Consider the following 25,206-nt stretch of genomic DNA (forward strand, 5'->3'; position numbering starts at 1 on the left):
AACGCCCCCCCGAAATATCGAGTGGGAGCCGCGGGGAGCCGCCTGCCATGATGCCGATCATGAGCAGCGAGCTGCGGCGGAGGTACGCCGCGTACCGATGGACCCCCGCGACGGACGGCGCGTCGGGCGCCGAGGTGCACCACCTCACCGGAACGGGCGCGAGCGAACCCGAGTTGTACGTGAAGACCGCCCCGGTCACGTACGACGGCTCGCCCTCCGACCTGCCGGGCGAGGCCGACCGCCTGGCCTGGCTCGCCGGCCGGGGCATCCCCGTGCCGCGCATCGTCGAGCGGGGCGCCGACGACCACGTGGCATGGCTGGTGACGGAGGCGGTGCCCGGCAGGCCGGCCGCCGACGAGTGGCCACCGGAGCAGCGGTTCGCGGTGGCCGAGTCGCTCGCCGACCTCGCCGTGGCCCTGCACCGACTGCCCCCGGAGGGCTGCCCGTTCGACCGCACCCTGCCGGTCACCATGGAGCAGGCCGCCCGCAATGTGGCCGAGAACCTCCTGGACCTGGACGACCTCGACGAGGATCGCGCCGGCTGGACCGGGCAGCGCCTCCTCGACGAGCTGCGCCGCACCCGCCCGGCGGCGGAGGACCCGGTCGTCACCCACGGCGACCTCACCCCGGAGAACGTCCTGCTCGACCCCGGCACCTGCCGCGTCACCGGAGTCATCGACGTCGCCCGGCTCGGCAGGGCGGACCGGCACACCGATCTCGCCATCCTGCTGCGGGAGTTGACGCACGAGGAGGACCCCTGGTTCGGGCCCGGGTGTGCCGAACGGTTCCTGCGGCGGTACGAGGAGCGGGCGGCGGTCGAGGCCGACAAGGGGAAACTGGACTTCTACCGGCTGCTCGACGAATTCTTCTGACCGGGCGGACGGCCTCTGAGCAGGGGCGTACGCGGTGGTGGTGTGCGCTCGGGTGTGCCACCGCCGCGACCACCGCGCAAGTTGTCAGGCAGATCTTTGCGCACTAGTGTCACCACGCCTTGGTGCTCGGGAAATCCGGTGTGATGCCGGTGCGGCCCTCGCCACTGTGATCGGGAAGTCCGGCTCCAGCCCTAGCGGCAGCCACTGGGTGCACACGTACCCGGGAAGGCGGAGTCCGGTCGGTACGACCCGTCAGCCAGGAGACCGGCCAAGGCACGTTGTCCATCCACGAGGTGCTGGAGAGGGTCTGCTGAGCCATGCACATAGCCGAGGGTTTCCTCCCGCCGGCGCACGCGATCGCCTGGGGCGTAGCGTCCGCGCCGTTCGTCGTCCACGGAGTCCGCTCCCTGACCCGTGAAGTCAAGGAGCACCCGGAGAGCACACTGCTCCTCGGTGCCTCCGGGGCCTTCACGTTCGTCCTTTCCGCGTTGAAGATCCCCTCGGTGACGGGCAGTTGCTCGCACCCGACGGGGACCGGGCTCGGGGCGATCCTGTTCCGGCCACCGATCATGACGGTGCTCGGCACCATCACCCTGCTCTTCCAGGCACTGCTGCTCGCCCACGGCGGACTCACCACCCTGGGCGCCAACGTGTTCTCCATGGCGATCATCGGCCCCTGGGCGGGTTACGCGGTCTACCGGCTCCTCAGGCGGTACGACGTGCCGCTCATGGTCACCGTGTTCTTCGGGGCGTTCGTCGCCGACCTGACCACGTACTGCGTCACCAGCGTCCAGCTGGCCCTGGCGTTCCCCGACCCCGGCAGCGGATTCCTGGGCGCCCTGGGCAAGTTCGGCGGCATCTTCGCCGTCACCCAGATCCCCCTGGCGGTCAGCGAGGGCCTGCTCACCGTCCTGGTGATGCGCCTGCTCGTGCAGTCCAGCAAGGGCGAACTCACCCGCCTCGGCGTACTGCTGCGGGGCAAGCGAAGCGCCACGACGCCCGAGACGCCCGACACGACCGGGACGCCGAAGACCACCGAGACGTCCAAGACATCCGAGACGTCCGAGACGCAGACGGGGGCCAGCGCCTGATGAGCCGGAACGCGAAGATCAACACATTGCTGCTCCTCATCGTCGCCGCGCTCGCGGTGCTGCCCCTGGCGCTCGGCCTCGGCGACGACGAGGAAGAGCCGTTCGCCGGTGCCGACGCCCAGGCCGAGACGGCGATCACCGAGATCGAACCGGACTACGAACCGTGGTTCTCACCGCTGTACGAACCCCCGTCCGGCGAAGTCGAGTCGGCGCTGTTCGCCCTCCAGGCGGCCATCGGCGCGGGCGTCCTCGCCTACTACTTCGGGCTGCGCAAGGGCCGCCGCCAGGGCGCGGAACAGGCGCGCACGGAAGCGGACCAGCCGGAGGCGGCAAGGCTGGAGGCGTCGGACGGCTCCGACGAGCCGGTCGACGCGGGCGGCCCCCGGCCCGGGACCGAGCGGGTCTGACCCGGCGTGCTGCCCATCGACGCGGCGGCGCACAGCAGTCGCTGGCGCCGCCGGCATCCCGTGGACAAGGCCGTGCTCGGTATCGGCCTCACCGTCCTGGCGATCTCGCTGCCGCCCTGGCCGGGCGCCGTCCTGGTGCTGGTCGCCGCGCTCGCCCTGCTGCTCGGCCCGGCGGGCGTGCCGCCCGGCAAGCTGTGGCGCGCCTACCGCGTGCCGCTCGGCTTCTGCGTGACCGGCGCACTGACCCTGCTCGTCCAGGTCGGCGGCCCCGACGGGTTCGTGGCGTTCGCGGACGGCGGCCCGGCGCGCGCGGGCGGTCTGCTCCTGCGGACCTCCGCGGCCTCGCTCGGCGTGCTCCTGTTCGCCTTCACCACACCCATGTCGGACCTGCTGCCCCGCCTGGTGAAGGCGGGGGTGCCCGCGCCGGTCGTGGACGTGGCACTCGTCACGTACCGGATGAGCTTCCTGCTCCTGGACTCCATGGGCCGGATCCGGCAGGCGCAGGCCGCCCGGCTCGGCCACACCACGCGTGCCGCCACCTGGCGCTCGCTCGCCGGTCTCGGCGCCACCGCGTTCGTGCGCGCCTTCGACCGGGCGAGCCGGCTGCAGGCCGGGCTCGCCGGGCGCGGCTACGACGGCACCCTGCGCGTCCTCGTGCCCGAGGCCCGCATCTCCCGGCCCTTCATCGCCGCGGGCGCGGCACTCCTCATGGGCCTGGTGGCCCTGACCCTCGTACTGGAAAGGTTCCTTCCATGAGCACCACGGGTGCCACGAGTGCCACGAGCACCCCGGGTCGGCCCTTGGTCGCTCTCCGCGCGGTGTCCTACGCGTACGAGGACGGGCCCACCGTGCTCAGCGGCCTGGACTTCGATGTCGTCGAGGGCCGTGCCCTCGCCCTGCTCGGCCGCAACGGCAGCGGCAAGACCACCCTCATGCGACTGCTCAGCGGCGGCCTGCGGCCCGCCTCCGGCGAGTTGACGGTCGAGGGCGTCCCCGTCACGTACGGCCGCAAGGGCCTGACCCGGCTGCGCACGACCGTGCAGCTGGTGGTGCAGGACCCGGACGACCAGCTGTTCGCCGCCTCGGTCGAACAGGACGTCTCCTTCGGCCCCTTGAACCTCGGCCTGTCCGACACCGAGGTCCGGGCCCGGGTCGCCGAGGCGCTCGCCGCCCTCGACATCGCCGCCCTCGCCGACCGGCCCACCCATCTGCTCTCCTACGGCCAGCGGAAGCGGACCGCCATCGCCGGAGCCGTGGCGATGCGCCCCCGCGTGCTCATCCTCGACGAGCCGACCGCGGGCCTCGACCCCGACGGCCAGGAACGCCTCCTCGCCACCCTGCGGCGGCTGCGGGACGCCGGGACGACCGTGGTCATGGCGACCCATGACGTCGATCTGGCCCTGCGCTGGGCCGACGACGCGGCGCTGCTCACACCCTCCGGGGTGCGGACGGGACCGGTGGCCGAGACGCTGGCCCGGCGGGACCTCCTGGCCGCGGCCGGGCTGCACCTGCCGTGGGGCATCGCCGTCGGCGAGCTGCTGCGCACGTGCGGCCTCGCGGGGGAGGCGGAGGCGGGGAAGGCGCCGCGTACGGCGGAGGAGTTGGCGGCCCTGGCTGCCGGAGCCCGCGGCCGGGGCTCTCAGCAGTGCCGGTACACGTAGCCGTCCTCGCCGGCGGCCAGGACATCGCGGTCGCGCAGTGTCACGGACAGCTTCTCGCCCCAGGTGCGGCAGGCGGTGTCGAAGTCCTTCGTCACGTACTCGATGTCGAAGACCTTCCCGTCGTACGCGGACGCGAAGTCCTGGCACTCCTTGTAGCGCGCGCACTCCTCGGTCACGGCGAAGTCGAAGCCGATCCGCTCGCGGCGGTCCAGCAGGTCGGTGGTGTTCTTCTGGGCGATGGCCAGGCCCTGCCGGTGCGCGCGCTGGGCGAGGAGGCGGGCGAACGCGGCCGCGTCGTCGGTGGTGAGCAGGCCGTCCGAGCGTTCGTAGGAGTCGAGGTTGTCGGGCTCCACCGCGTCGAAGCCCGCCTTCGCGCAGCCGTCGATCCACGAGCCGACGATCTCGGCGAGGGCCGCGCGCTTCTTCTCCGTGGAGATGTCGAGCAGAGGCTCCTGCCAGTCCTCGTCGACGACCTTGCGGCCCCCCTCGTCGCGCAGGAGAAGAGAACCGTGCTCGCGCTGCCACCAGCGCGCCGCCTCCTTGCCCGGCTGGGCCTGGAAGGCGTTGACGTAACAGATGTTGTAGCGGCCCGGAACGGGGTCGGCGGTGCGGTCGCGCGAGACGGCGCGCACCTTCGGCGGCGGCGCGTACGGGCCGCCCAACTGGTAGTCGAAGGCCGCGTCGACCGGCGGCTGTCGGACGCGGTCGCGGCCGGAGGTGCCGGACGTGCCGGACCCGCCGGTGTCACCCGAACCGCCGGAGCCGCCGGGTGTGTCCGAACCACCGGTCGAGCACCCGGCGAGGAGGGCGAGGAGCAGCGCGCCGCCCACACCGGCCCGCACGCGTCCGCTCCTGCCGCCCCGGCCGCGCGGGGCGCCCGACGCGCCTGCCGACCGCCGCGCGGAAGGGGTCCCGCCGCTCCGCGCGGAGCGGTTCCTGCTGGTACGCCACTTGATCCCGTTCACCCGAACAGGATCGCAGCCCCCGCGCTCGGCCCGTGCGCCGGGCGGCCGGTCAGGACAGGTTCAGTGCCTTGGCCGCCTCCTTGGCCATTCCGGCCTCGCCGAGGGCGTTGGGGTGCACGGGCACGAAGTTCGTGCCGAAGAGGACCGGCTCGATCCAGCGCTGACCGACCGGGCGGCAGGCGTCGTGCGCGTCGGACGCGGCGGCCAGGTCGACGAACGTGGCGCCGGTCTCGTGGGCGGCCCGCTGCGCCGCACCGTTCAAGTGCGTCTGCAGGTCCCGGAGGTAGGGGACGTCACCGTCCGCGATGGGCAGCTTGGCGAAGCAGCCGGGCACGGCCTTGGCGGGGGTGATCCACGGGTAGCCGAGGATCGCGACCTCGGCCTTCGGCGATCTGGCCTTGATCTGGTTGAGGGAGGCCTTGATCGCCGGGTATGTCTTCGTCTCGATCTCGTCCTTGAACTTGTCGCCGTAGGTGTCCTTGCAGGGGCTGCCCTTGCCGCCCGAGAGGATGCCCGCGCTGCCGCAGGCGAGGATCGAGTTGATGAACGTGTTGTTGTCGTTGCCGCCGATGGTGAGCGTCACCAGCTCCGTGTCGCTCTTCAGCGCGTCGAACTGCGGGGGGACGCCCGGGTACTGGGACGTGGTGAAGTCCTTGGTCTGCGCACCGCCACAGGTCACGTCGGTCAGCTGGGCGCCGGTCGACGCGGCGAGCAGGTGCGGATAGTTCAGCGAGGTGCGGGCGCACACGAGAGGAGCGCCTTGATCGAGGGGCAACACGCCCGAACCGGCGCTGTAGCTGTCGCCGAGGGCGACGTAGCGCAACGGAGCCTTGGTGTCGGCGGCCGCGGGTCCGGCGCCGAGACCGAGAGCGGCGATTCCCGTGACGGCGGCCAGGGCCGCCACTGTGCGACGCGGGGCGGGCATGCGCATGGGGTTCTCCTGAGGGAGGGGGGAGTGGGGGTGCGAGGCACGAGTGCGTGAGGGGGTGCTCAGGAAAGGCTTGTGCAAGATAGAGCACGATTCTGCGGTGCACTACGCGTACGCATGCGCATCCACGCCCGTGGCCTTGGCACTTGGGTGACAAACTCACCACTCGGCCGGCCCCGGACATGCCGATGGGGGCGAGTAGCGGCCTGGCTGCTCGCCCCCATGGGCATCGATGTCCGGAATTCAGTCCTTGTTGCGGATCAGTCCATGCGGATCAGACCTCGCGGATCAGTCCTTGAGGATGCGGCGGATGTTGTCCACGCTGCCGCAGTGCGCGGACAGTTGCTTGTCGCGCTCCTTGAGGAACGCCACGCCGAGTTCCTCCCGCCGTTCCATGGCGACGTTCTCGCGGGCGCCGTTGAGGATCGTGCGCTCTTCCTCGTCCGTGTGGTGGTTCACGGCCTCGACGAGGTTCTCCAGCTTCTCGTCCCACTCGTCCGAACCGACGTCCTCGACCTCAAGCAGTTCGAGGAGTGCCTTGTTGCCCTCCTCGTGCTCCTCCTCGCCGTGCTCGACCTCTTCGTCGTCGATGTTCTTGAACCGGCGCAGCGCCGGATACACCTCGGCTTCCTCCGCCAGGGCGTGCGCGATCAGCAGGTCCGCGAACTCGCTGAGCGCGGCGGCCCGGTCGGCCTCCACGCTGCGCATGTCGCGGAAGAGGTCCTCCATCGTGCGGTGGTCCTGGAGGATCAGCTCGACGACGTCGTGCGTTGGAGTCATGGGGTCTGCCTTTCCTGGAGGGAGGGGTCTCTGGGGTCTCCCGTTACGGAAGCCGGGTACCCCGTGCGCGCGGCTCACCCGTGGCGGCACCGCGGACAGGGCCGCCGCTGCTCACGGGGCGGTGGTGACGGCGTCGAGGCCGCCGGTCCGCCGGGTTCCGTTACGTGCTGTGCTGTTGACCATGGCTTCATCCTGGCCAGCGGGTGGGGTATCCGCCTCTCGTCGGGCGCGGAGGGAGTATGCGGAGGGGCGAAGGGGCCGACCAGTTTTTGTGAGCGCTTCCGGGGCAAGCGACGGTGGTAAGGCTGTGTGGCGACACATGGCAATTGACCGCTATTGAGCTCACGCTCTTTGGAGGCCCGATCATGCTGAAGGCCATTGCAGACGTTCTCCGAGCCATCGGTGGAGCCATCGCCACGGTGGTCACCCTGCCGTTCCGCGCGGTCGCGCGGCTCTTCGGTGGAGCTTCCGACACCGCTCACGGCCACCACTGAGTAACTGAGAAAAGCGGAATCGGGCTGCTGAGCACTCGAAGCACTCGAAGCACTCGAAAAAAGGGGCACGGGAAGGGGGCCGGAGTATTCACTCCGGCCCCCTTCCCGTGCCCCTGTGGGATCTGGTGTGCCTATTCGGCTACGGCGCTACGGCTACCAGTAATGCTTCCGTCCGCCCACCGAGTGTCCCACTGCCCCGAGAACCCACAGGACCGCACCGATGACGACGAGTACGACGCCAATGGTCCAGAGGATGGAAACACCGGTCAGCAGACCGAGGACGAGCAGGATGAGGCCGAGTGCGATCATGGATCCTCCAACCCTCAGAACAATTCAAGTGTACGCCTGTCGAGCGCCCGCTGACCGGTGAGACAGAGCTCTGACCGGCGAGTCGGCGCGGCTCTGACCTGGCTCAGTGGCCCGAACCGCCGTAGTACCCGCCGAGCTGGTCGCGATAGGCGGGGTCGCCCAGGTGCTTTTCCTTGTCGAACTCCGGCGCGTTCTTGATCTGCTCCTTGGTGAGCGAGACCAGGATCCGCCGCTCCTCGTTGTCGACGGCCGTCACGGTGCCTGCGGGCAGCAGGACTTCCTTGCCGAAGATCCATACACCGGTGTCGACGACGATGTACTGGTCGGCGACCTCGTTGGAATGCTTGTCGACCTTGCCGATGTGGCCGTCGGCGGCTTCGACCTTGTACCCCGTGAGGTCACTGTCGGGGCTGTGACCGGCGGTCGGAACGTAGCTCCACATTTCGTTGCTCATTCAGGACTCCTTAGTCGATACCTGTAGTGCGGAATCTGAATACCGGAGGGAGTCGTCATGATCAACCGCTCCTGCACACCGAGTGTCCTGTCGGAGCGCCGCCAAACAAAAATCAAAAGTTATGTGTGCCGTCGGCGAAGTGCTGCGGCGGAAGTTGCGTATGCGCCCATTCCCGGGCCAGTCCGGTGAAAGCGCGCGCGGCGGCGGTCCGGTAGCCGCTCTCGCGGTGCAGCAGCGTGACCGTCCGCGCGGGCAGGGCGGGGGAGAGCGGGACGGTGTGCAGGCCGGGGCGGTCGCGCGTGAGGGCGTCGGGCAGCACGGTGGCCAGCGGGGTGTGCCGGACGATCTCGGTGAGCGCGATGATCGAGGTGGCCTCCACGGCGACGTCCGGGCGTACCGCGTGCCCGGAGAGGTGGGCGTCGATCTGCACGCGCGTGGCGAAGTCGGCGCTGAGCAGGGCGAGCCGGGTCGCGGCGAGCTCGTCGAGGGACAGGGGGTCGGTGCGCCCGGCGTGCGGGTGGAGATCGCCCACCACGAGGCTGAGCCGCTCCGTGAACAGGTCCGTCGCGGCCAGGCCCGGCAGATGGGCGCCGTGGAAGGCGATGCCGAGATCGAGCTCGTCGGCCAGCAGGCCGGCTTCGACACGGTCCTGCGGCAGCTCCCGGAGAAACAGGGTGATGCCGGGGTGGCGGGCGCGCAGCAGTGCGGTGAGCGGCCCGACGAGATAGGCGGTGAACGTCGGTGTCACGGCCAGCCGCAGACTGCCGCGGGACAGGTCCGTCACGTCGTGCACGGCCCGTTCGGCGGCGGCCAGGTCCTGCAGGGCGCGCCGCGCGTGCGGCAAGTAGGCGGCGCCGGCGTCCGTGAGCCGCACCGCGCGGCCGCTGCGGTCCAGGAGCGGGACGCCGACCGCGCGTTCCAGCTGCCGGATCTGCTGGGACAGCGTCGGCTGGGAGATGTGCAGCTCCTCGGCCGCGCGCGTGAAGTTGCCGTGCTCGGCGACGGCGAGCAGATAACGCAGGTGACGCAGTTCGGGTGCCATACCAGAACTATAGATGCCATCGATGGCAGGCATGGCTACTGCGTCTTGGACTCTATAGGTGCAGGTCGTGCAGGGTTGTTTGCACCGGCTCCCCGGGGCTACCGACCCCCGGGGTCGTCCGCCCACCGGGCGGGCCACCGGAATGCGAAAGGGAGTGACCATGCGAGACCTCACGGCGGGAGTGAAACGCTTCCAGCGGGACGTCTTCCCGGCCAAGGCGGAGCTCTTCGCGGGCCTGGCCGCCCGCCATGCGCCGGACACGCTGTTCATCGGCTGTTCCGACGCGCGTGTCGTGCCCGAACTGATCACCCAGCGCGAGCCGGGCGAGCTGTTCGTCGTCCGCACGGCAGGCAACCTCGTACCGGCTCACTCGCCGTACGCGGCCGACGGAGTCGCCGCCGGTGTCGAGTACGCGGTCGCCGTCCTCGGCGTCAGGGATGTCGTGGTGTGCGGCCACTCGGCCTGCGGCGCCATGACCGCCCTCGCCGAGCGCCACGATCTCGGCGACGCCCCGGCGGTCGCCGACTGGCTGCGCCACGCGGACGCCGCCGTGGCCCGTACGTCCGACTCCGTGACCGGCGCGGACCGGGTGGCGGCCCTCGTCCGCGAGAACGTCCTGGCCCAGCTGACCCACCTGGCCACCCACCCCTCCGTGGCACGCGCCCTCGCCCGCGGCGAGCTGACGCTGCACGGCTGGGTCTACGACATCGCCACCGGCGCCGTCGACGACCTCACCCAGGCCGCCACCGCGGCAGCCTGACCCCTCTGCCCCCCTGACCTGACCTCCCTGAAAGGGAAACCCCTCATGATCCACGCCCAGTTCGACCCCACCGCCCGCGAGCGCCTCGCCGTCCTCGCCGTGGAGGCCAAGACGCGCAAGGACCTGTCCTGGCAGCAGATCGCCGACGCCGCCGGCCTGTCCGTCGCCTTCGTCACCGCGGCCGTGCTCGGTCAGCACGCCCTGCCCGAGCCCGCCGCGAAGGCCGTCGCCGCCCTGCTCGACCTGGACGACGAGGCGGCGGCGCTGCTGCGGACCATCCCGACCCGCGGCTCGATCCCCGGCGGCATACCGACCGACCCGACCATCTACCGCTTCCACGAGATGCTCCTGGTCTACGGCACCACTCTGAAGGCTCTGGTCCACGAGCAGTTCGGCGACGGCATCATCAGCGCGATCAACTTCAAGCTCGACGTGAAGAAGGTCGCCGACCCCGAGGGCGGCGAGCGCGCGGTGATCACTCTGGACGGCAAGTACCTGCCCACCAAGCCGTTCTGACCCGTCCGGCGGCCGGGCGCGCCGGGTGTCTACGATGCGTGGCGACGATGAAGCGACACGGCACGAGCCGACCGACACGGAACGAGGGGAGCGGCGAGTGACGCAGACCGACGACGTGGTCCGCCTGATCCGCGACGTGTTCGCCGCGGGGGACATCGCCGGTGTCTACGCGCACGGCTCGGCCGTCCTCGGCGGGCTGCGCCCGCACAGCGACATCGACGTCCTCGTCGTGGTGCGGCGGCGCACCACGGCCGGGCAGCGCCAGGCCCTGACCGACGGTCTGCTCGCGCTGTCCGGCGGCGGCGCCCCGGGCGAGGCCCTGCGCCCCGTCGAGCTGACCGTCGTCGTCCAGGACGACGTCCGCCCCTGGACGTATCCGCCCCGCTGCGAGTTCCAGTACGGGGAGTGGCTGCGCGACGCGTACCTGCGCGGCCGGACGCCGGAGCCCGGGCCGAGCCCCGATCTCGCGCTCCTCGTCACGATGGTGCTGCGGGGGCGGGCGCCTCTGCTGGGGCCGGAGCCGGGCCGGGTCCTTGACCCGGTCCCGGCCGCGGACGTCACCCGTGCGATGGTCGCCGGCGTCCCCGAACTGCTCGCCGAACTCGACACCGACACCCGCAACGTCCTGCTCACCCTCGCCCGCGTCTGGACCACCCTGGCCACCGGCGACATCACCTCCAAGGACGGCGCGGCCGACTGGGCCCTGGCCCGCCTGCCCGCCGAGCACCGGCCCGTTCTCGTACGCGCCCGCGCCGTCTACCTCGGCGAGGAAGAGGAGTGCTGGGACGACCTCCTCCCGCAGGTGAAGCCGCACGCCCAGTACGTCGTCCGGGAGATCGACCGACTGGCACCGCGCACCTGAACGGCCTTGGCGGGCAAGGGAGTTCGACGCATGGACGGTTCGAGACCCATTGACATCCGCCGCCCCTGAGGTGAAGCTCCAAGACGCCCGTGTTAACGCTAACAACGGGCTGAGGCACACCTGAGGGAGTCATCCATGTCAGGTCGTCGTCACAGTCTTCACAGCCGTCGTCCCACGGCGAGAGCGCCCTGGGCGCCGAGCCCGCCCCTGGAACGCCGCACCCTGCTCCGGGCCGCCGCGACCGGCGCCCTCGCCGCCACGTGTGCCACGGCCTGCGGCTCCGCCGAGGGCCGGCCGCCGGGCGAGGTCGCCGTCCTCGGCGACAGCGCGGCGTGGGAGAAGCCGATGGCCGCCGCGGGCTCGGCGATGAAGTCGGTGGCGGACCTGCGACTGGTGCCCGAGGTCAACCCCTCCCTGGAGTCGTTCGAGCAGATCGTGAAGTCCTCGCTGCGGACCCGCAGGACCCCGGACATGCTCAAGTACTGGTCGGGCTACCGTCTGCAGGACCTGGCCCGCACCGGCGGCATCGTCGACCTGACCCGGCAGTGGGACGCCGCCGTCGCCAGGGGCTGGGTCGACGCCTCCCTCCGCGGGGCGTTCACGTATCGGCGACGCGTCTACGGCCTGCCGATGAACCTGGCGTACTGGGTGTTCTTCTACAACCCCGACGTCTTCCGGGAGCACCGCCTCGAACCCCCGGCGACCTGGGACGACTTCCTCTCCGCCTGCGCACGCCTGAAGAAGGGCGGCATCACCCCGCTGCACGGCACGGCCGACGGGCGCTGGCCGTCCTTCATCTGGTTCCAGGAGATCCTCAGCCGCCAGGACCCGGTCTTCTACCAGGACCTGATGGGCGGCCGCGAGCGCTACACCGACCCACGGGCGGAACGCGCGCTGCGCACCATCGCGTCGTTCTTCGACAAGGACTGGTTCACGCCCATGGACATGAACCACACCGACGCGGCCGCCGCCATGCTGCGCGGCAAGGTCGGCATGGTGCCCTGCGGGACCTGGCTCGGCTCCACCCTCGCGGCCTCCGGCGGCAAGCCGGGCAAGAACCTCCAGGCGTTCGTGCTGCCCATGGCCGACCCGAAGGCACGCCCCAGCGTCATCTTCGAGTCCAGCGCCCTCGTCGCCACCGTCAAGGGCCCCGACAGGACCGAGGCGCTGAAGGCCACCAGGAACTGGCTGCACCCCACCGTCATGAAGGCGTTCACGCACACCCTCCAGGACGGCTGCCCCAACCCGCGGGTCGAGGCCGCGAATCCGATGATCGGCTCCCTCGCGGGCAAGGTGCGCGGCGACAAGCTGTGGCTCCTGAACCGCTTCTGGGAACAGGGGCCGCCCGAACTCGTCGAGGCGACCGTCGACGACCTCGCCGGATTCCTCCTGGACCCGTCCTCGTACCGCAAGACGCTGCGCACCATGCAGGACCGTGCCGACGACGCCTGGCAGGTGTGGCGGGAGGCGGAGGAGACATGACCGGAACCGCGACCCCCGCGCAGGGCGCCGCACGGACCGTACGCACACGCCGCAGGGTTCCCACCCGCACCCCGCACCAGGCCGCGAAGGCGGGTGGCGGCAGGCTCGGCGGCCCTCTCGCCGCCCTGCCCTGGGCGCTGCCCGCCTTCGCCTTCGTCGGCGTCCTCCTCGTCTACCCCTTCTTCCGCAGCGTCTACGGCAGCTTCTTCGAGGACAACGGCTTCACCAGCAGCTTCACCGGACTCGACAACTACGCGCGCCTCGCCGACGACCCGGTCTTCGGCCGGTCGGTGCTCAACACCCTGATGTGGGTGGCCGGCACGTTGCTGCTGCCGGTCCTCGTGGGACTCCTCATGGCCGTCGCCACCCACCGGACGCGGTTCGGCGGCATCGCGCAGCTGATCATCGTCCTGCCGTTCGCGATCTCGGCCGCCGCCACCGCCGTCCTGTGGAACTTCATGCTGACGTCGGACGGCGCGGTCAACCAGGTGCTGCGCGGCGTCGGCCTGGACGGCTTGGCCCAGCCGTGGCTCCTGGAATGGCCCCAGAACACCCTCGCCATGATCGTCGCGAGTACCTGGCAGGCGACCGGCCTGAACGTGGTCCTCTTCGCAATCGGACTGCGCGCCATCCCGCGCGAGACCGTGGAGGCCGCCGAACTGGACGGCGCGAGCGGCTGGCGCATGTTCCGGCACATCACCCTGCCCGGGCTGCGCGCCGTGACCGTCGTGGTGGTCGGCATGGCCATCGTGAACAGCCTCAAGGCGTTCGACATGATCTGGATCCTCACCAAGGGCGGCCCGTCCCGCTCCTCGGAGACCCTCGCGCTGAGCATGTACCGCGAGGCGTTCCGGCTGTTCCACGTGGGCTACGGCTCGGCGATCGCACTCGTCCTCTCCGTGATCGTCGTCGCCTCGTCCTGGATGTACCTGCGCCGCCAGATGCCCGACACCGGCACGGCGAAGAGCTGAGGAGGGCGGACCATGGGACGCGCGGTGCGCACTGTCTTCGTCGCCGGATGCGTGGTGCTCTGGCTGATCCCGCTGTACCTCCTGATCGTCAACGCGCTGACGCCGGTGGCCGAGTACGAGGGCAAGCCCGACTGGGCCTTCCAGGGCTTCGACCTGTGGCGGAACACGAAGACCGCCTGGGACGTGGCGGGCATCGGCGACAGCTTCCAGGCCTCGCTCCTGTACGCCGTCGTGTGCGGTCTCGTCGCCGTCCTGGTGGCGGCCATGGCGGCGTTCGCCGTCGTCGTCCTGCCCATCCCGAGGCCCGCGTTCTGGTTCTGGCTGATCTACTCCGGCACGCTCTTCCCGCTGCAGATGTTCCTCGCCCCGCTCTTCGGCTTGTACGCGGACGCCGACCTGTACGACACCAGGCTCGGCCTGATGCTCGTGTACACGGCGTGGGCGGTGCCCTTCGCGTTCTTCCTGATCCGCAACCAGCTGACGACGATGCCGCCCGAGCTGACGGAGGCGGCGCTGATCGACGGCGCGTCCTTCCCGCGGATCTTCTGGCGCATCCACGTGCCGCTGATGAAGGCCGGGCTCGGCGCGGCGTTCATCTTCCAGTTCACGGCCGTCTGGAACGACCTGCTCCTCGGCATCACCCTCAGCCGCAGCCCCGACGTCCAGCCGGTCATGGCCGCCCTGACCACCTTGAACAACGCCTACGCCTCGACCGGCCCGCCCGTCATCCTGGCCGGCGCGCTGATCGTGTCCGTGCCGACCCTCGTCCTCTTCCTGCTGTTCCGCGGCCTGTTCCTGCGCGGCATCACCGCATCCGCCCGCTGACCCGACACCCGACACACCCTTTCCGGGAGAGATCCGCATGACGACACGGGCTCTGGTCCGCACCACCGACTGGGACAACGACCGGATCCGCGCCAGCCTGCGTGCCGGCGTGGTCGGCGCGGAGGGCACGCTCACTGACGGCGCCGCCCTGCGGCTCACCGAGGAACCCCTCCTGCGCCACGCGGACGACGGCACGCTGCTCCAGTCGTTGCGCGTCGAACCCGTCAACGGGGCTTCTCTGCCCGAGGCGTTGAGCGTACGTACGGAGTCCGGTGCCGCCCTGCGCTGTGAGCGCGTCGCCGGACCCGGGCGGTCCGTGCGGCTGCTGCTGCCCGCCGTCGACGCGGCGACCCGCGTCACCGTCGGCCTTCCCGACGGGCGCGACGGCATCGACGTCCAGCTCACCCCGCAGCGCCGCTGGACCCTGCACCTGATCCACCACTCCCACCTGGACATCGGCTACACCGACCCCCAGGGCACGGTCCTCGCCGAGCACCTGTCCTTCCTCGACTCCTGCCTGGAGCTCACCCGCGCCACCGACGACTGGCCCGCCGACTCCCGGTTCCGCTGGTGCGTCGAGTCGCTGTGGTCCTTCCAGCAGTGGGCGAGGGCCCGGCCCGCCGAGCAGGTCGACGAGTTCGTGCGCAGGGTCCGCGAGGGCCGCATCGAGTTGACCGCGCTCCCCTTCAACCTGCACACCGAGACCTGCTCCACGGACGAACTGCACGAACTCCTGCGCCCGGCCCGCACCGTGCGCGACGCACACGGCGTCGCGTTCACCTCCGCCATGCAGACCGACGTGCCGGGGGCCGTCGTCGGCCTCGTCGACGCCCTCGCCGCCGCGGGTGTCAAGTACCTCTCCGTCGCCCACAACTGGGCCGGACGCTCCGTCCCCCACCTGGTCGGCGGCGAGAAGCTGCCCCGCCTCTTCCGCTGGCGCGCGCCGAGCGGCAACAGCGTCCTGGTGTGGGTCACCGACACCCCGCACGGCCTCGCCTACATGGAAGGCCCGCTCCTCGGCTTCGACACGGACTACGCGGACGTCGACGACCTGCTGCCCGCCTACCTGACCTCCCTCGCCACGAACCCCTACCCCTACCGCGGCGGCATCTTCGGCTGGGCCATGGACCGGACGGAGGTCAAACGCGAGCCCTACCCCTGGGACGTGCTCCACCTGCGCGTCCAGGGCAAGTTCGGCGACAACGCGCCGCCCCGCCGCGTCATCGCCGACACCGTCCGCCGCTGGAACGACACCTGGGCCTTCCCCCGGCTGCGGCTCTCCCGCAACGAGGACTTCTTCACCGACGCCGAGGCCCGGCTCGGCGACGAGATCCGCACCTTCGAGGGCGACTGGACCGACTGGTGGGTCGACGGGGTCGGGTCGGGGGCGCGCCCGCTGTCCCTGGCCAGGACCGCCCAGTCCGTGGTCGCCGACGCCCAGACCATCGGCACGTTCGCCGCCCTCCTCGGCGCCACGGGGGCCGAGGACGACAGCAGGGACGCCGCCGGGGTCTACGAAGCGGTGTCGCTCTTCGACGAGCACACCTGGGGCGCCGGCGACCCGTGGACCCACGGCGACGAGGGCGGCCACTCCGGAGAACACCAGTGGCACTGGAAGTACGGGCAGGCGCTGCGCGCCCACGACGACGGCAACGCGCTTCTCGCCCGCGCGAGCGCCCGCCTCGGACAGCGGCTCGCCGCCTCGCCGGACGCGGCGGCCACGTACCACGTCGTCAACACCTGCTCATGGCAGCGCACCGACGTCGTCCGCGTCTTCCTGCCCGAGAGCACCGTGCCCTTGGAGCGGCCGGTCACCGTCCGCGATGCCCGCGACGGGCGGCGACTCGCCCACGAGGAGGAGCGGCAGACCAACGACGACCACCGCGACGCGGGACGCTTCCTCCTCGTCCGCGTCGACGACGTGCCGCCCACCGGATCGGTCCGCCTGGACATCGTCGCCGCCGCCACCGAGACCGCCGGGGAGCCGGAGGAGGCGACGGTGAAGGCCGCCACCGGCTGGAACCCGACCGGCGGCACCGAACGCGAGGACCCCGCCGAGTCCGCGGCGGAAGCGCTTGCCCACCCCGACCCGACCCTCCTGGAGAACGAGCACCTCGCCGTCCGCGTGGACCTCGCGCACGCCTGCGTCGCGTCGGTCACCGACAAGAGGACCGGCCGCGAACTCGTCCGCGCCGACGCCGTCGTCGGCTTCAACGGCTACCTCCACGACAGCTACACCACCGCGGGCGCCTTCAACCACAACTCCAGCCGCACCACGGCATCCGACCGCCTCGAACACCTCGGCGCCCGCGCCGTCGCCCCGCCCGCCGCGCTCATCGCCCGCCGCTCCACGGCCACCGCGGAGACGATCACGTACGAGACCTGCCCGGCCGGCGCCAACCGGCTGCGCACCACGCTCACCCTCCCGCACGGCGTGCCCCGCCTCGACATCGAGAACCGCCTCGACAAGGACGCCCGGCTCGGTAAGGAGAGCGCCTACTTCGCCTTCCCGTTCGCCTTCGAGAACCCGGTCGTCCGCATGGAGGCCTCGGGCGGCGCCACGGGCAGCGGACTGCCGGTGGTGCCGGGCTCCGCCCTGCACATGAGGGCCGTGCGCCGCTGGGTGACCCTGGGCGACGCCGACCTGACGGTGGCCTGGTCCACGCAGGACGCGCCGCTCGTGCAGTTCGGCAACATCGCCCTGCCCTACGCTCCGTTCCCGAAGACCATGGGCCACGACGAGCCCGCCACCGTCTTCTCCTGGATCCACAACAACCTGTGGGACACCAATTTCCCCAGCGAGCAGGGCTTCGAGTTCACCTACCGCTACAGCCTCGCCTGCGGCTCAGGTACCAGCGGCGCCGGTGCCGGCGGCCTCGGTCCGCGAACGGCCGCCGCCTGGAGCCGCCCGATGCGCGCCGTCCGGGCCAGGGGGAGCTCGGACGGCGCGCCGGACCCCCACGACAGCCACTGCTTCGTGGAGATCGACGACCCGCGTGTCCGCCTCGTCGGCGCCACCACACCGCGCCCCGGCCACGTCCTGCTGCGCCTCCAGTCGTTCGCGGAGCAGCCGGTGGCCTGCCGGATCCGTGCCCGCTTCCCGGTCGCCGCCGCACACCGGGCGGACTTCCTCGGCACCCCCGCCGATGAACTGCCGTGCAGCGGCGGTGCGGTGACGCTGGAGGTGCCGACGCTCGGCACGACGGCCGTGCTCTTCGAGCGGACCACCCTCCGCGCCGGACGCACCGGCGACGCCTCGCCTCCCGATCCCTCCGTACGCCCCTGAAGACCGCCCCCGAGCGTTGTTCCCGTACATCCGCGCGAAGGAGAACGTGTGTACCGGCTCGACCCGCGCTACGCCCCCGCGCCCGGGGCCGTCCTCGCCACCGGCTGGCAGGCCGTCGCCGCGCAACTGCCCCCGGGCCCCGTCACCGTCGCCGTGGACGGGCCGCCGACGGTGGACTGGGACGCCCTCGCCACCGGCCTGACGGCGGGACTGGCCGCTCGCGGCAGCGCCGTGCGGGCCCTGGACCTGCGCGCCCACCACGCCCCGCCCACCGCCGTGCGCCACCGCACCGAGTCCGCGCAGGACGCCGCGGACCCCTACTACAGCAAGCTCGCGGAAACCCCTCTCCGCGACTTCTTCGACGACCTTCCGCGGCTGCACCTGCCCACCGGCCGCGACGTGCTGCTCGTCCACGGCCCGGGCGCCGCGCTCCTCCCGCACGACCTGCTCTGGTACGCCGACCTGCCCAAGCGCCACGCCGAGGCGGCCGTCGCCACGGGCACCGGCCACAACCTCGGACTCCCGTACGAGAAAGGGGAGCTGAGGCGGCTCTTCTTCATCGACTGGCCCGTCATCGACCGCCACCGGGACGCCCTCGCGCCCCGTCTCGACGCCTGGCTCGACGTTCAGGACCCGCAACGGCCCACCTACATCGACGGCACCGGCCTGCGCACCACCCTCACGAGGATCGCTCACCACCCCGTACGCACCCGCCCCTATTTCAACTCCACGCCCTGGGGCGGCCACTGGGCCCAGCGCCGGCTCGGCTTCGACGCCACGGCCCGCAACACCGCCCTCGGCTACGAACTCATCGCCCCGGAGGCGGGCGTCCTCATCGGCACACATCCCGGCCGGCAAGCCGAGATCCCCTTCCAACTGCTGTGCGTGCTGCACCCCGAAGAGATGCTCGGTCCCCAGGTGAAGGACCGCTTCGGCACCTCCTTCCCGATCCGCTTCGACTACCTCGACACCGTCGACGGCGGCAACCTCTCCGTGCACTGCCACCCCAAGGAGCGGTACATGAGGGAACGGTTCGGCTGGTCCTACACGCAGCACGAGACGTACTACATGACCCTCGGCAGCCCGGACACCCGCGTCTTCCTCGGCCTGCGCGAGGACGCCGACCCGGACCGCTTCCGCAAGGAGATCGAGGAAGCCGCACACGACGGGGTCCCCATGGACCCCGAGGACCACGTCATGACCTTCCCCGCCGAACAGGGCCGCCTCTTCATGATCCCGGCAGGCACCCCGCACGCGAGCGGCGCAGGCAACGTCGTCCTGGAAATCAGCGCCACCCCCTACCTCTACTCCCTCCGCTTCTACGACTGGCTGCGCCCCGACGCCGACGGCCGCCCGCGCCCACTCCCTTACGAACACGGCCTCGCCAACCTGGAGACCGAACGCCGCGGCGACGCCGTCGCCCACGACCTGGTCCAGGAACCCCGCACCCTGCGCACCGGAAGCGGCTGGCGCGAGGAACTCCTCGGCGCGCTGGACGAGATGTTCTACGAAGTGCGGCGTTACGCCCTCGACGCGGACGCCGAGGCCGACGACGACACGGCGGGCCGCTTCCACGTCCTGAACGTGGTGGAGGGTGAGGGCGTCCTGCTGAGCACGGCGGCGGGGGAGCGGCACGCCCTCTCCTGGGCGGAGACGCTGACGGTGCCCGCGGCGGTCGGGCCCTACCGGCTGGCGGCGGTCGGCGACGCCCCGGTCAAGGTCGTCAAGGCGCTGGTGCGCCCATGAGGCCGTCGCAGGGCAGACCCGTCCTCGAACTCGGCGGCACCCACGTGGCCGCCGCCCTCGTGGACCCCGGCACGGCGACCGTGACCCGGCGCGTGCGCAGGCCCGTCCACGCCCGGGGATCCGCGGAGCACATACTCGGCGGCCTCGTCCGCTGCGCCGGAGAACTGGACGCCCCGGGCGGACAGGTGTGGGGCGTCGCCGTGCCCGGCCCCTTCGACTACGACAAGGGCATCGCGCGCTTCGAGGGCGTCGGCAAGTTCGACGACCTGTACGGCATCGACGTACGCGCGGTACTCCTCGACGGGGTGTGGCCGCGCCCCGCCGAAACGGTCTTCCTCAACGACGCGCACGCCTTCCTCCTCGGCGAGTGGCTGGCGGGCGCCGCACGCGGCCACCACCGCTGCGTGGGCATCACCCTCGGGACAGGGGTGGGCTCCGCCTTCCTCTCGGCCGGCGACCTGCGACACGAAGGTCCTGGCGTACCGCCGCAGGGCCGCATCGACCTCGTCGAGGCGAGCGGCAGACCGCTGGAGGACTCGGTGTCCCGGCGCGCGATCCTGACACGCTACGCACACGACGACGCGGACCACCGGGACGGCCATCACGTGCCCCCGGACCTGGACGTGCGGGAGATCGCGGCGCGGGCGCGGGCCGGGGAACGGCGTGCCCGGCGCGTGCTCGACGAGGCCTTCACGACCCTCGGCACCGTCCTCGCCCCGCGCCTGCGCGACTTCGACGCGAGCGTGCTCGTCGTCGGCGGCGCCGTGGCCACGTCCTGGGACCTGCTCCGTCCCGCGCTGCGCCGCGGGCTGGGGGATACTCCCGTCACACTGCGGCCCGCGGGGCTCGGCGGGGAGGCGGCGCTCGTCGGGGCGGCGGCACACGCGGCCGCCGCGCCCTGACCCGTCGCGCCCCGAACCGCCGTGCCCGAGCCACCGCGTTCGGGCAGCGCGCCGAACGGAACGGAAGGACGTCCGCACCATGCCCGGACCGCACGACCCGCCCAGCGGCCGGTCACCGCGCGACCTCCACCGCGGCCAGCCGACCCTGCGGGACGTCGCCGAACGCGCCGGGGTCAGTGCGATGACGGCGTCCCGAGTCCTCCGTGACGACCCGCAGGTGCTGCCCGCCACCCGCGAGCGGGTCAGGGCGGCCGCCGAAGCCCTCGGCTACCGGCCCAACGAGGTCGCCCGCAGCCTCCGGCTCGGCCGCGGCACCGGCCTGGTCGGCCTCGTCGTCACCAACCTCGCCAACCCCTTCTACTCACGCCTCGCGCTGGGCGTCGACTCCGTGGTCGCCGAACACGGCCTCAAGACGGTCATCGGCAACACGGGCCAGGACGCCGATGTCGAACGGGGCCTGGTCGCCGACCTGCTGGCCCGCCGTGTCGACGGCATCATCGCCGTGCCCGCGGGCGCCGACCAGCGCCACCTCGCCGCGGCGGTGGCCGACGGCGTGCCGGTGGTCCTCGCCAGCCGCCCGCCCGAGGGCTTCGCGGCGGACTGCGTCCTGGTCGACGACTTCGGCGGCGCCCGCGACGCCACCACCCGCCTCCTGGAGCGCGGCCACCGCCGCATCGGCTTCCTCGGCTCCCCGCCCGCCGTCCACACCGGCACTGAACGGCTCCGCGGCTACGCGGCGGCCCTCGCCTCGGCGGGCCTCACCGTCGACCCACGCCTCGTACGCCAGGGCCAGACGGAACCGCACGAGGCCACGCGCGCCGCGGCCGAACTCCTCGCACTTCCCGACCCGCCGACCGCGCTGTTCTGCTCCAACAACCGCAACACCATAGGGGCGTTCCGCGCGCTGCGGGCCACCGACATGCGGGCGCGGGGCGACGCGCACGTCGCCCTCGCCGGATTCGACGACTTCGAACTGGCCGACGCGCTCGGGCTGCCCCTGACACTCGTCGCGTACGACAGCGACGAAGTCGGCCGTGCGGCGGGCCGCCTCCTCGCCGACCGACTGCACGCCGCGGCCGCGGCACCACCGCGGCAGATCGTGGTGCCCACCAGCCTCGTGGAGTACGGAACTTGATGCCGTAGGGCGGAACGGTTCCGGGTGGGCCGTACGTTGAGCAGGGCGGTGCCACACCGTGCGCACCCGAGCGGGACATCCGGTGAGAGCCGACGGGACGGGGGCACGCGTGGCGCAGCAGAGCCGTTCCGCGCGCGTGGCCGCGTCCGCGCTGTCCCTCGTCGTCACGGTCCTCGCCCTCTTCGTCCCCTCCGCCGCGGCGTACGGGACATCGGCCGACGCGCCGCCCGCCCGGCACACCGTGGCGGCCCACGCCGGCAAGCCGACCGGACCGCACGACGTCCCGGCACTCCACATCGCCCCCGCACACCGGCCGGACGCCCACATTCCGGGCCCGCAGCCGGCCGGCCCGGCGCACACCGCCGTCGACACGGCGCCGCACCGCGCCCTGGGCGGGCCCGACGCCCGCGCCGCCACCGCGCCCGCCCCACCGCGACGGCCCCTCGCCGCCGCCGCCCCGCGCGCCCCGCCCCACCGATGAGCACGCAGACCGTCCCCGGCGCCCGACCCGGCGCACCGCACCCGCGGAGCCCGGTCACGCGCCCCTCCGACCTGCCCTCATCGTGGAGAACCCATGTCCCGCCCAGCCCTGTGGCGGGCGATGGTCGCGCTCGCGGTCGTCGCCCTGTCCCTGTACATCGCCCTCACCCAATCCGCTCGCCTCGGCCTCGATCTGCGCGGCGGCACCCAGATCGTCCTGGAGACCAAGGACTCACCCACCGTCAAGGCGGACGCCGCGTCCACCGACCGCGCCCTGGAGGTCCTCAGGCAGCGCGTCGACGCCCTCGGCGTCTCCGAACCCGGCATCGCGCGCTCCGGCGAGAAACGCATCATCGTCGAACTGCCCGGCGTACAGGACCCGCGGAAGGCGGCCGACGTCATCGGCCGCACCGCCCAGCTGACGGTCCACCCGGTGACGGGGGAGTCCGCCGGGAAGGGCACGGCGAAGCCCGCCGCCGACGGCTCGCGCACCCTCCCCGACCCCGACCGGCCCGGCAGCCACCTCACGCTCGGCCCGACCGCGCTGACCGGCGAGGGCGTCAAGGACGCCGAGGCCACCCTCGACCAGCAGACACTCTCCGGGTGGCTCGTCACGCTCGACTTCCGCAAGGACGCGGGCGACACCTGGGCGCGGCTCACCGGTGAGGCGGCCTGCGCGCCGCAGGGCGCCCCCGAGCGGCGCGTCGCCATCACCCTCGACGGCAAGATCATCTCCGCGCCCGGCGTCAACGAGGGCGTGGCCTGCAAGACCGGCATCACCGGCGGGACCACGCAGATCACCGGCGGCTTCGACCAGTCCGAGGCCCGCGACCTCGCCGCCCTCGTCAAGGGCGGCGCCCTGCCCGTGCCCGTGGACATCGTCGAGCAGCGCACGGTCGGCCCGACGCTCGGCGCCGACGCCATCGAGGCCAGCACCTGGGCCGCCCTCATCGGCATCGCCCTGACCGCGCTGTTCATCACCGTGATCTACCGGCTCCTGGGCGCTCTCGCGGCCGTCGCCCTCGCGCTGTACGGCCTCATCTCGTACGCCGCCCTGGTGGCGCTCGGCGCGACGCTCACCCTGCCGGGGCTCGCCGGGTTCGTCCTCGCCATCGGCATGGCCGTCGACGCCAACGTGCTCGTCTTCGAACGCGCCAGGGAGGACTACCTCGCCGTCCGCTCGACCGACCTGGGCAAGCCCGTCCGCACGGGCTTCGCGAAGGCGTGGAGCGCGGTCGTCGACTCGAACGTGACGACGCTGCTCGCCGCCGGCCTGCTGTTCTTCTTCGCCACAGGACCGGTCAAGGGCTTCGGCGTCACCCTGTGCATCGGCGTCCTCGCGTCGATGGTCACCGCGCTCGTCATCACCCGGGTCCTCGCCGACTTCGCCGTGGCCCGCAGCTTCGTGCGCAAGCGGCCCGCCCTGACGGGCATCGCCTCCATGGGCCGCGTCCGCAGCTGGCTGGCCCGCCGCAACCCGAACCTGGTGCGCCACCGCCGCCGCTGGCTCGGTGTGAGCGCCCTGCTGGTCGTCGTGGCCGTCGCGGGCATCGTGCTGCGCGGCCTGGAGTTCGGTGTCGAGTTCACCGGCGGCCGTCTCGTCGAGTACAGCACCAGCAGGCCCGTCGACGCCGACACCGCCCGTGGCGCCGTGTCCGACGCGGGCTTCCCGCGCGCGGTGGTGCAGGAGTCCGGCGAGGGCGACATCACCGTCCGCACCGAACGGCTGACCGACGCCGAGCAGCAGCGCGTGAAGGAGGCCCTGGCAGGACCGGGCGGCACGGTCACCGTCGAGCGCGACGAGATGATCGGCCCGAGCCTCGGCAGCGAGCTGCGCCAGAAGGCGCTGATCGCGCTGGGCATCGCCGTCGCCGCCCAGCTGATCTATCTGAGCGTACGTTTCCGCTGGACCCTCGCGGCGGCGGCCGTGTCGGCGATGGTCCATGACGTGCTGCTCGTGGTGGGCCTCTTCGCCTGGCTCGGCAAGCCCGTCGACAGCGTCTTCCTCGCCGCTCTGCTCACCGTCATCGGTTACTCGGTCAACGACACGGTGGTCGTCTTCGACCGCGTGCGCGAGGCACGCCGCCGCGATCCGGGCGGCGATCTGGCGGCGCTCGCCAACCGGGCCGTCGTGCAGACACTGCCGCGCACCGTCAACACCGGCATGGGCGCGCTGTTCATCCTGACCGCCCTCGCGGTGCTCGGCGGCGACTCGCTCGCGGACTTCTCGCTGGCGCTGATCGCCGGGGTCCTGATCGGCATGGCCTCCACCGTCTTCACGGCCGTGCCGATCGCCCTCGCACTCGAACGTCGCAACCCGGCGCCGCCGCCCGTGCGAACGCGCCGACCGGGCGGTCCGGACGGCTCGGACGGGCCGGGAGAGACGCCGGACGGGTACAGCCCGCTGGAGGCGCGGCGGAGGAGGGAACGCGGTACGGGGGCGGTCGTGTAGCCGAACGTGTCTCTCCGTGTGAGGCGACCAGATATGACTTAATGTGGCCATATGGTCACAAAAAGGAATGCATCTGTAAGGCGGAGCCGCCTGTCGGCCTCGCGGGGCGCGACTCTCATGTGTGCCGCGGTCGCGGCGGGCGCCCTGCTCACCGGCTGCGGCAACGACGACGGCGACGCCGCGAAGACCGACGCTTCCGAGGCCGGTCGCGCGGCGTCGCCCAGCACTTCGGCGGACGGCACCCTCACGGACGACCAGGCCGAGCGGAAGGCCCTCGTCCCCAAGGCCAAGGTCAACTACGAGGACGCGCTGAAGAGCGCGCTGGCGACGGTCGACAACTCGAAGCCGGTCTCGATCGAGCTCAAGGGCACACCTGAGGCCCCCCGTTGGGAGGCCGAGGTGGCGACCGCCGACGGCACCCCGCACTCCGTGCGCGTCGACGCGGTCACCGGCAAGGCCGACAAGCCGAAGGCCGACACGGACCAGGACGCCGACGACAAGCGCGAGCTGGCGGACTGGCTGAAGAAGGCGACCGTGACGCCGGAGCAGGCCGTGGAGACCGCCACGAACAAGAAGAAGGGCACCGTCACCTCCGTCGAGCTCGACGACTCCGACAAGGGCCGCACGGTGCTGTGGTCCGTCGACGTCGTGACCACCGACGACTGGAACAAGACGACCTTCGACGTCGACGCGACCGACCGCAAGATCCTCCGGGAGCACGTCGACAAGGACTGAACAAAGGACTGAACAGCTGAACGGGTGCCACGTGTGGAACTTCGCGGGCTG

The 25,206-nt window shown here is 71.9% G+C and carries 25 protein-coding genes and 1 riboswitch; of the genes, 19 read left to right on the forward strand and 6 right to left on the reverse strand.

The window, feature by feature from the left end; translation table 11 throughout:
• The first annotated feature begins 56 nt into the window (after window positions 1-56).
• From AB0H82_RS09465 to AB0H82_RS09485, 5 genes are all read left to right on the forward strand, one after another.
• The gene (locus tag AB0H82_RS09465) at window positions 57-872 is read left to right on the forward strand and encodes an APH(3') family aminoglycoside O-phosphotransferase (RefSeq protein ID WP_362990787.1); all 816 of its coding nucleotides are present in this window, start codon (window positions 57-59) and stop codon (window positions 870-872) included.
• Between the two features lie 103 nt (window positions 873-975).
• Window positions 976-1,160: riboswitch (cobalamin riboswitch) on the forward strand.
• A gap of 29 nt (window positions 1,161-1,189) precedes the next feature.
• Window positions 1,190-1,963 carry an energy-coupling factor ABC transporter permease gene (locus AB0H82_RS09470; RefSeq protein WP_362990542.1) on the forward strand — a complete coding sequence of 258 codons (774 nt, stop codon included), beginning with the start codon at window positions 1,190-1,192 and terminating at the stop codon, window positions 1,961-1,963.
• Complete coding sequence (locus AB0H82_RS09475) at window positions 1,963-2,370, forward strand: energy-coupling factor ABC transporter substrate-binding protein (RefSeq protein WP_362990544.1); 408 nt, start codon at window positions 1,963-1,965, stop codon at window positions 2,368-2,370. Before AB0H82_RS09470 ends, AB0H82_RS09475 begins: the two co-directional genes overlap by 1 nt.
• 6 nt (window positions 2,371-2,376) lie before the next feature.
• Window positions 2,377-3,126: a cobalt ECF transporter T component CbiQ gene (cbiQ, locus tag AB0H82_RS09480; protein ID WP_362990546.1), complete on the forward strand. Its 750-nt coding sequence runs from the start codon at window positions 2,377-2,379 to the stop codon at window positions 3,124-3,126.
• A complete protein-coding gene (locus AB0H82_RS09485; RefSeq protein WP_362990548.1) occupies window positions 3,123-4,031 on the forward strand; it encodes an ATP-binding cassette domain-containing protein in 909 nt (302 codons plus the stop codon). Before cbiQ ends, AB0H82_RS09485 begins: the two co-directional genes overlap by 4 nt.
• Here AB0H82_RS09485 and AB0H82_RS09490 read toward each other — a convergent pair.
• The 3 genes from AB0H82_RS09490 to AB0H82_RS09500 all read right to left on the reverse strand — a co-directional run bounded on the left by AB0H82_RS09490 (window position 4,010) and on the right by AB0H82_RS09500 (window position 6,704).
• Complete coding sequence (locus tag AB0H82_RS09490) at window positions 4,010-4,873, reverse strand: endo alpha-1,4 polygalactosaminidase (RefSeq protein ID WP_362990550.1); 864 nt, start codon at window positions 4,871-4,873, stop codon at window positions 4,010-4,012. The genes AB0H82_RS09485 and AB0H82_RS09490 overlap by 22 nt on opposite strands.
• Window positions 4,874-5,045: 172 nt before the next feature.
• Entirely contained in the window at window positions 5,046-5,927 is an 882-nt protein-coding gene (locus AB0H82_RS09495) for an SGNH/GDSL hydrolase family protein (RefSeq protein WP_362990552.1), read from the reverse strand.
• A gap of 285 nt (window positions 5,928-6,212) precedes the next feature.
• The gene (locus tag AB0H82_RS09500; protein WP_362990554.1) at window positions 6,213-6,704 is read right to left on the reverse strand and encodes a hemerythrin domain-containing protein; all 492 of its coding nucleotides are present in this window, start codon (window positions 6,702-6,704) and stop codon (window positions 6,213-6,215) included.
• Between the two features lie 365 nt (window positions 6,705-7,069).
• Here AB0H82_RS09500 and AB0H82_RS09505 point away from each other — a divergent pair, with 365 nt between their 5' ends.
• Complete coding sequence (locus AB0H82_RS09505) at window positions 7,070-7,198, forward strand: LPFR motif small protein (RefSeq protein WP_263398772.1); 129 nt, start codon at window positions 7,070-7,072, stop codon at window positions 7,196-7,198.
• Window positions 7,199-7,351: 153 nt separating this feature from the next.
• Here the strand turns inward: AB0H82_RS09505 and AB0H82_RS09510 are convergent, their stop codons facing one another.
• From AB0H82_RS09510 to cynR, 3 genes are all read right to left on the reverse strand, one after another.
• Window positions 7,352-7,507 carry a DUF6131 family protein gene (locus tag AB0H82_RS09510; RefSeq protein ID WP_362990556.1) on the reverse strand — a complete coding sequence of 52 codons (156 nt, stop codon included), beginning with the start codon at window positions 7,505-7,507 and terminating at the stop codon, window positions 7,352-7,354.
• Window positions 7,508-7,610: 103 nt separating this feature from the next.
• Window positions 7,611-7,961 carry a PRC-barrel domain-containing protein gene (locus AB0H82_RS09515; RefSeq protein ID WP_362990558.1) on the reverse strand — a complete coding sequence of 117 codons (351 nt, stop codon included), beginning with the start codon at window positions 7,959-7,961 and terminating at the stop codon, window positions 7,611-7,613.
• Between the two features lie 112 nt (window positions 7,962-8,073).
• Window positions 8,074-9,003 (reverse strand): transcriptional regulator CynR, encoded by a 930-nt coding sequence (gene cynR, locus AB0H82_RS09520; protein WP_362990560.1) that lies wholly within the window; start codon window positions 9,001-9,003, stop codon window positions 8,074-8,076.
• A 160-nt stretch (window positions 9,004-9,163) separates the two neighbouring features.
• Between cynR and AB0H82_RS09525 the strand changes: the two genes are divergently transcribed.
• From AB0H82_RS09525 to AB0H82_RS09585, 13 genes are all read left to right on the forward strand, one after another.
• Window positions 9,164-9,763, forward strand: a complete 600-nt coding sequence (locus tag AB0H82_RS09525) for a carbonic anhydrase (protein WP_362990562.1) — start codon at window positions 9,164-9,166, stop codon at window positions 9,761-9,763.
• A 45-nt stretch (window positions 9,764-9,808) separates the two neighbouring features.
• Window positions 9,809-10,279, forward strand: a complete 471-nt coding sequence (gene cynS, locus AB0H82_RS09530; protein WP_362990564.1) for a cyanase — start codon at window positions 9,809-9,811, stop codon at window positions 10,277-10,279.
• Window positions 10,280-10,376: 97 nt separating this feature from the next.
• Entirely contained in the window at window positions 10,377-11,141 is a 765-nt protein-coding gene (locus tag AB0H82_RS09535) for an aminoglycoside adenylyltransferase family protein (RefSeq protein WP_362990566.1), read from the forward strand.
• 135 nt (window positions 11,142-11,276) lie between these two features.
• On the forward strand, window positions 11,277-12,623 hold the full coding sequence (locus AB0H82_RS09540; protein ID WP_362990568.1) for an extracellular solute-binding protein: 1,347 nt from the start codon (window positions 11,277-11,279) through the stop codon (window positions 12,621-12,623).
• Window positions 12,620-13,594, forward strand: coding sequence for a sugar ABC transporter permease (locus tag AB0H82_RS09545; RefSeq protein WP_362990570.1), 975 nt, complete (start codon window positions 12,620-12,622; stop codon window positions 13,592-13,594). The genes AB0H82_RS09540 and AB0H82_RS09545 overlap by 4 nt, the downstream gene beginning before the upstream one ends.
• Before the next feature lie 12 nt (window positions 13,595-13,606).
• Window positions 13,607-14,419, forward strand: coding sequence for a carbohydrate ABC transporter permease (locus AB0H82_RS09550; RefSeq protein WP_362990572.1), 813 nt, complete (start codon window positions 13,607-13,609; stop codon window positions 14,417-14,419).
• A gap of 37 nt (window positions 14,420-14,456) precedes the next feature.
• Window positions 14,457-17,705, forward strand: coding sequence for an alpha-mannosidase (locus AB0H82_RS09555; protein WP_362990574.1), 3,249 nt, complete (start codon window positions 14,457-14,459; stop codon window positions 17,703-17,705).
• Between the two features lie 48 nt (window positions 17,706-17,753).
• The gene (locus AB0H82_RS09560; protein WP_362990576.1) at window positions 17,754-19,451 is read left to right on the forward strand and encodes a hypothetical protein; all 1,698 of its coding nucleotides are present in this window, start codon (window positions 17,754-17,756) and stop codon (window positions 19,449-19,451) included.
• A complete protein-coding gene (locus tag AB0H82_RS09565; protein ID WP_362990578.1) occupies window positions 19,448-20,353 on the forward strand; it encodes an ROK family protein in 906 nt (301 codons plus the stop codon). Before AB0H82_RS09560 ends, AB0H82_RS09565 begins: the two co-directional genes overlap by 4 nt.
• A gap of 79 nt (window positions 20,354-20,432) precedes the next feature.
• Window positions 20,433-21,488, forward strand: a complete 1,056-nt coding sequence (locus AB0H82_RS09570) for a LacI family DNA-binding transcriptional regulator (protein WP_362990580.1) — start codon at window positions 20,433-20,435, stop codon at window positions 21,486-21,488.
• 109 nt (window positions 21,489-21,597) lie between these two features.
• Window positions 21,598-21,969 (forward strand): hypothetical protein, encoded by a 372-nt coding sequence (locus tag AB0H82_RS09575; protein ID WP_362990582.1) that lies wholly within the window; start codon window positions 21,598-21,600, stop codon window positions 21,967-21,969.
• 93 nt (window positions 21,970-22,062) lie between these two features.
• On the forward strand, window positions 22,063-24,420 hold the full coding sequence (secD, locus tag AB0H82_RS09580) for a protein translocase subunit SecD (RefSeq protein ID WP_362990584.1): 2,358 nt from the start codon (window positions 22,063-22,065) through the stop codon (window positions 24,418-24,420).
• 117 nt (window positions 24,421-24,537) lie between these two features.
• A complete protein-coding gene (locus AB0H82_RS09585) occupies window positions 24,538-25,155 on the forward strand; it encodes a PepSY domain-containing protein (RefSeq protein ID WP_362990586.1) in 618 nt (205 codons plus the stop codon).
• Window positions 25,156-25,206: the final 51 nt, after the last annotated feature.

This window comes from Streptomyces sp. NPDC050732 (assembly GCF_040654255.1).
GTDB lineage: Bacteria > Actinomycetota > Actinomycetes > Streptomycetales > Streptomycetaceae > Streptomyces.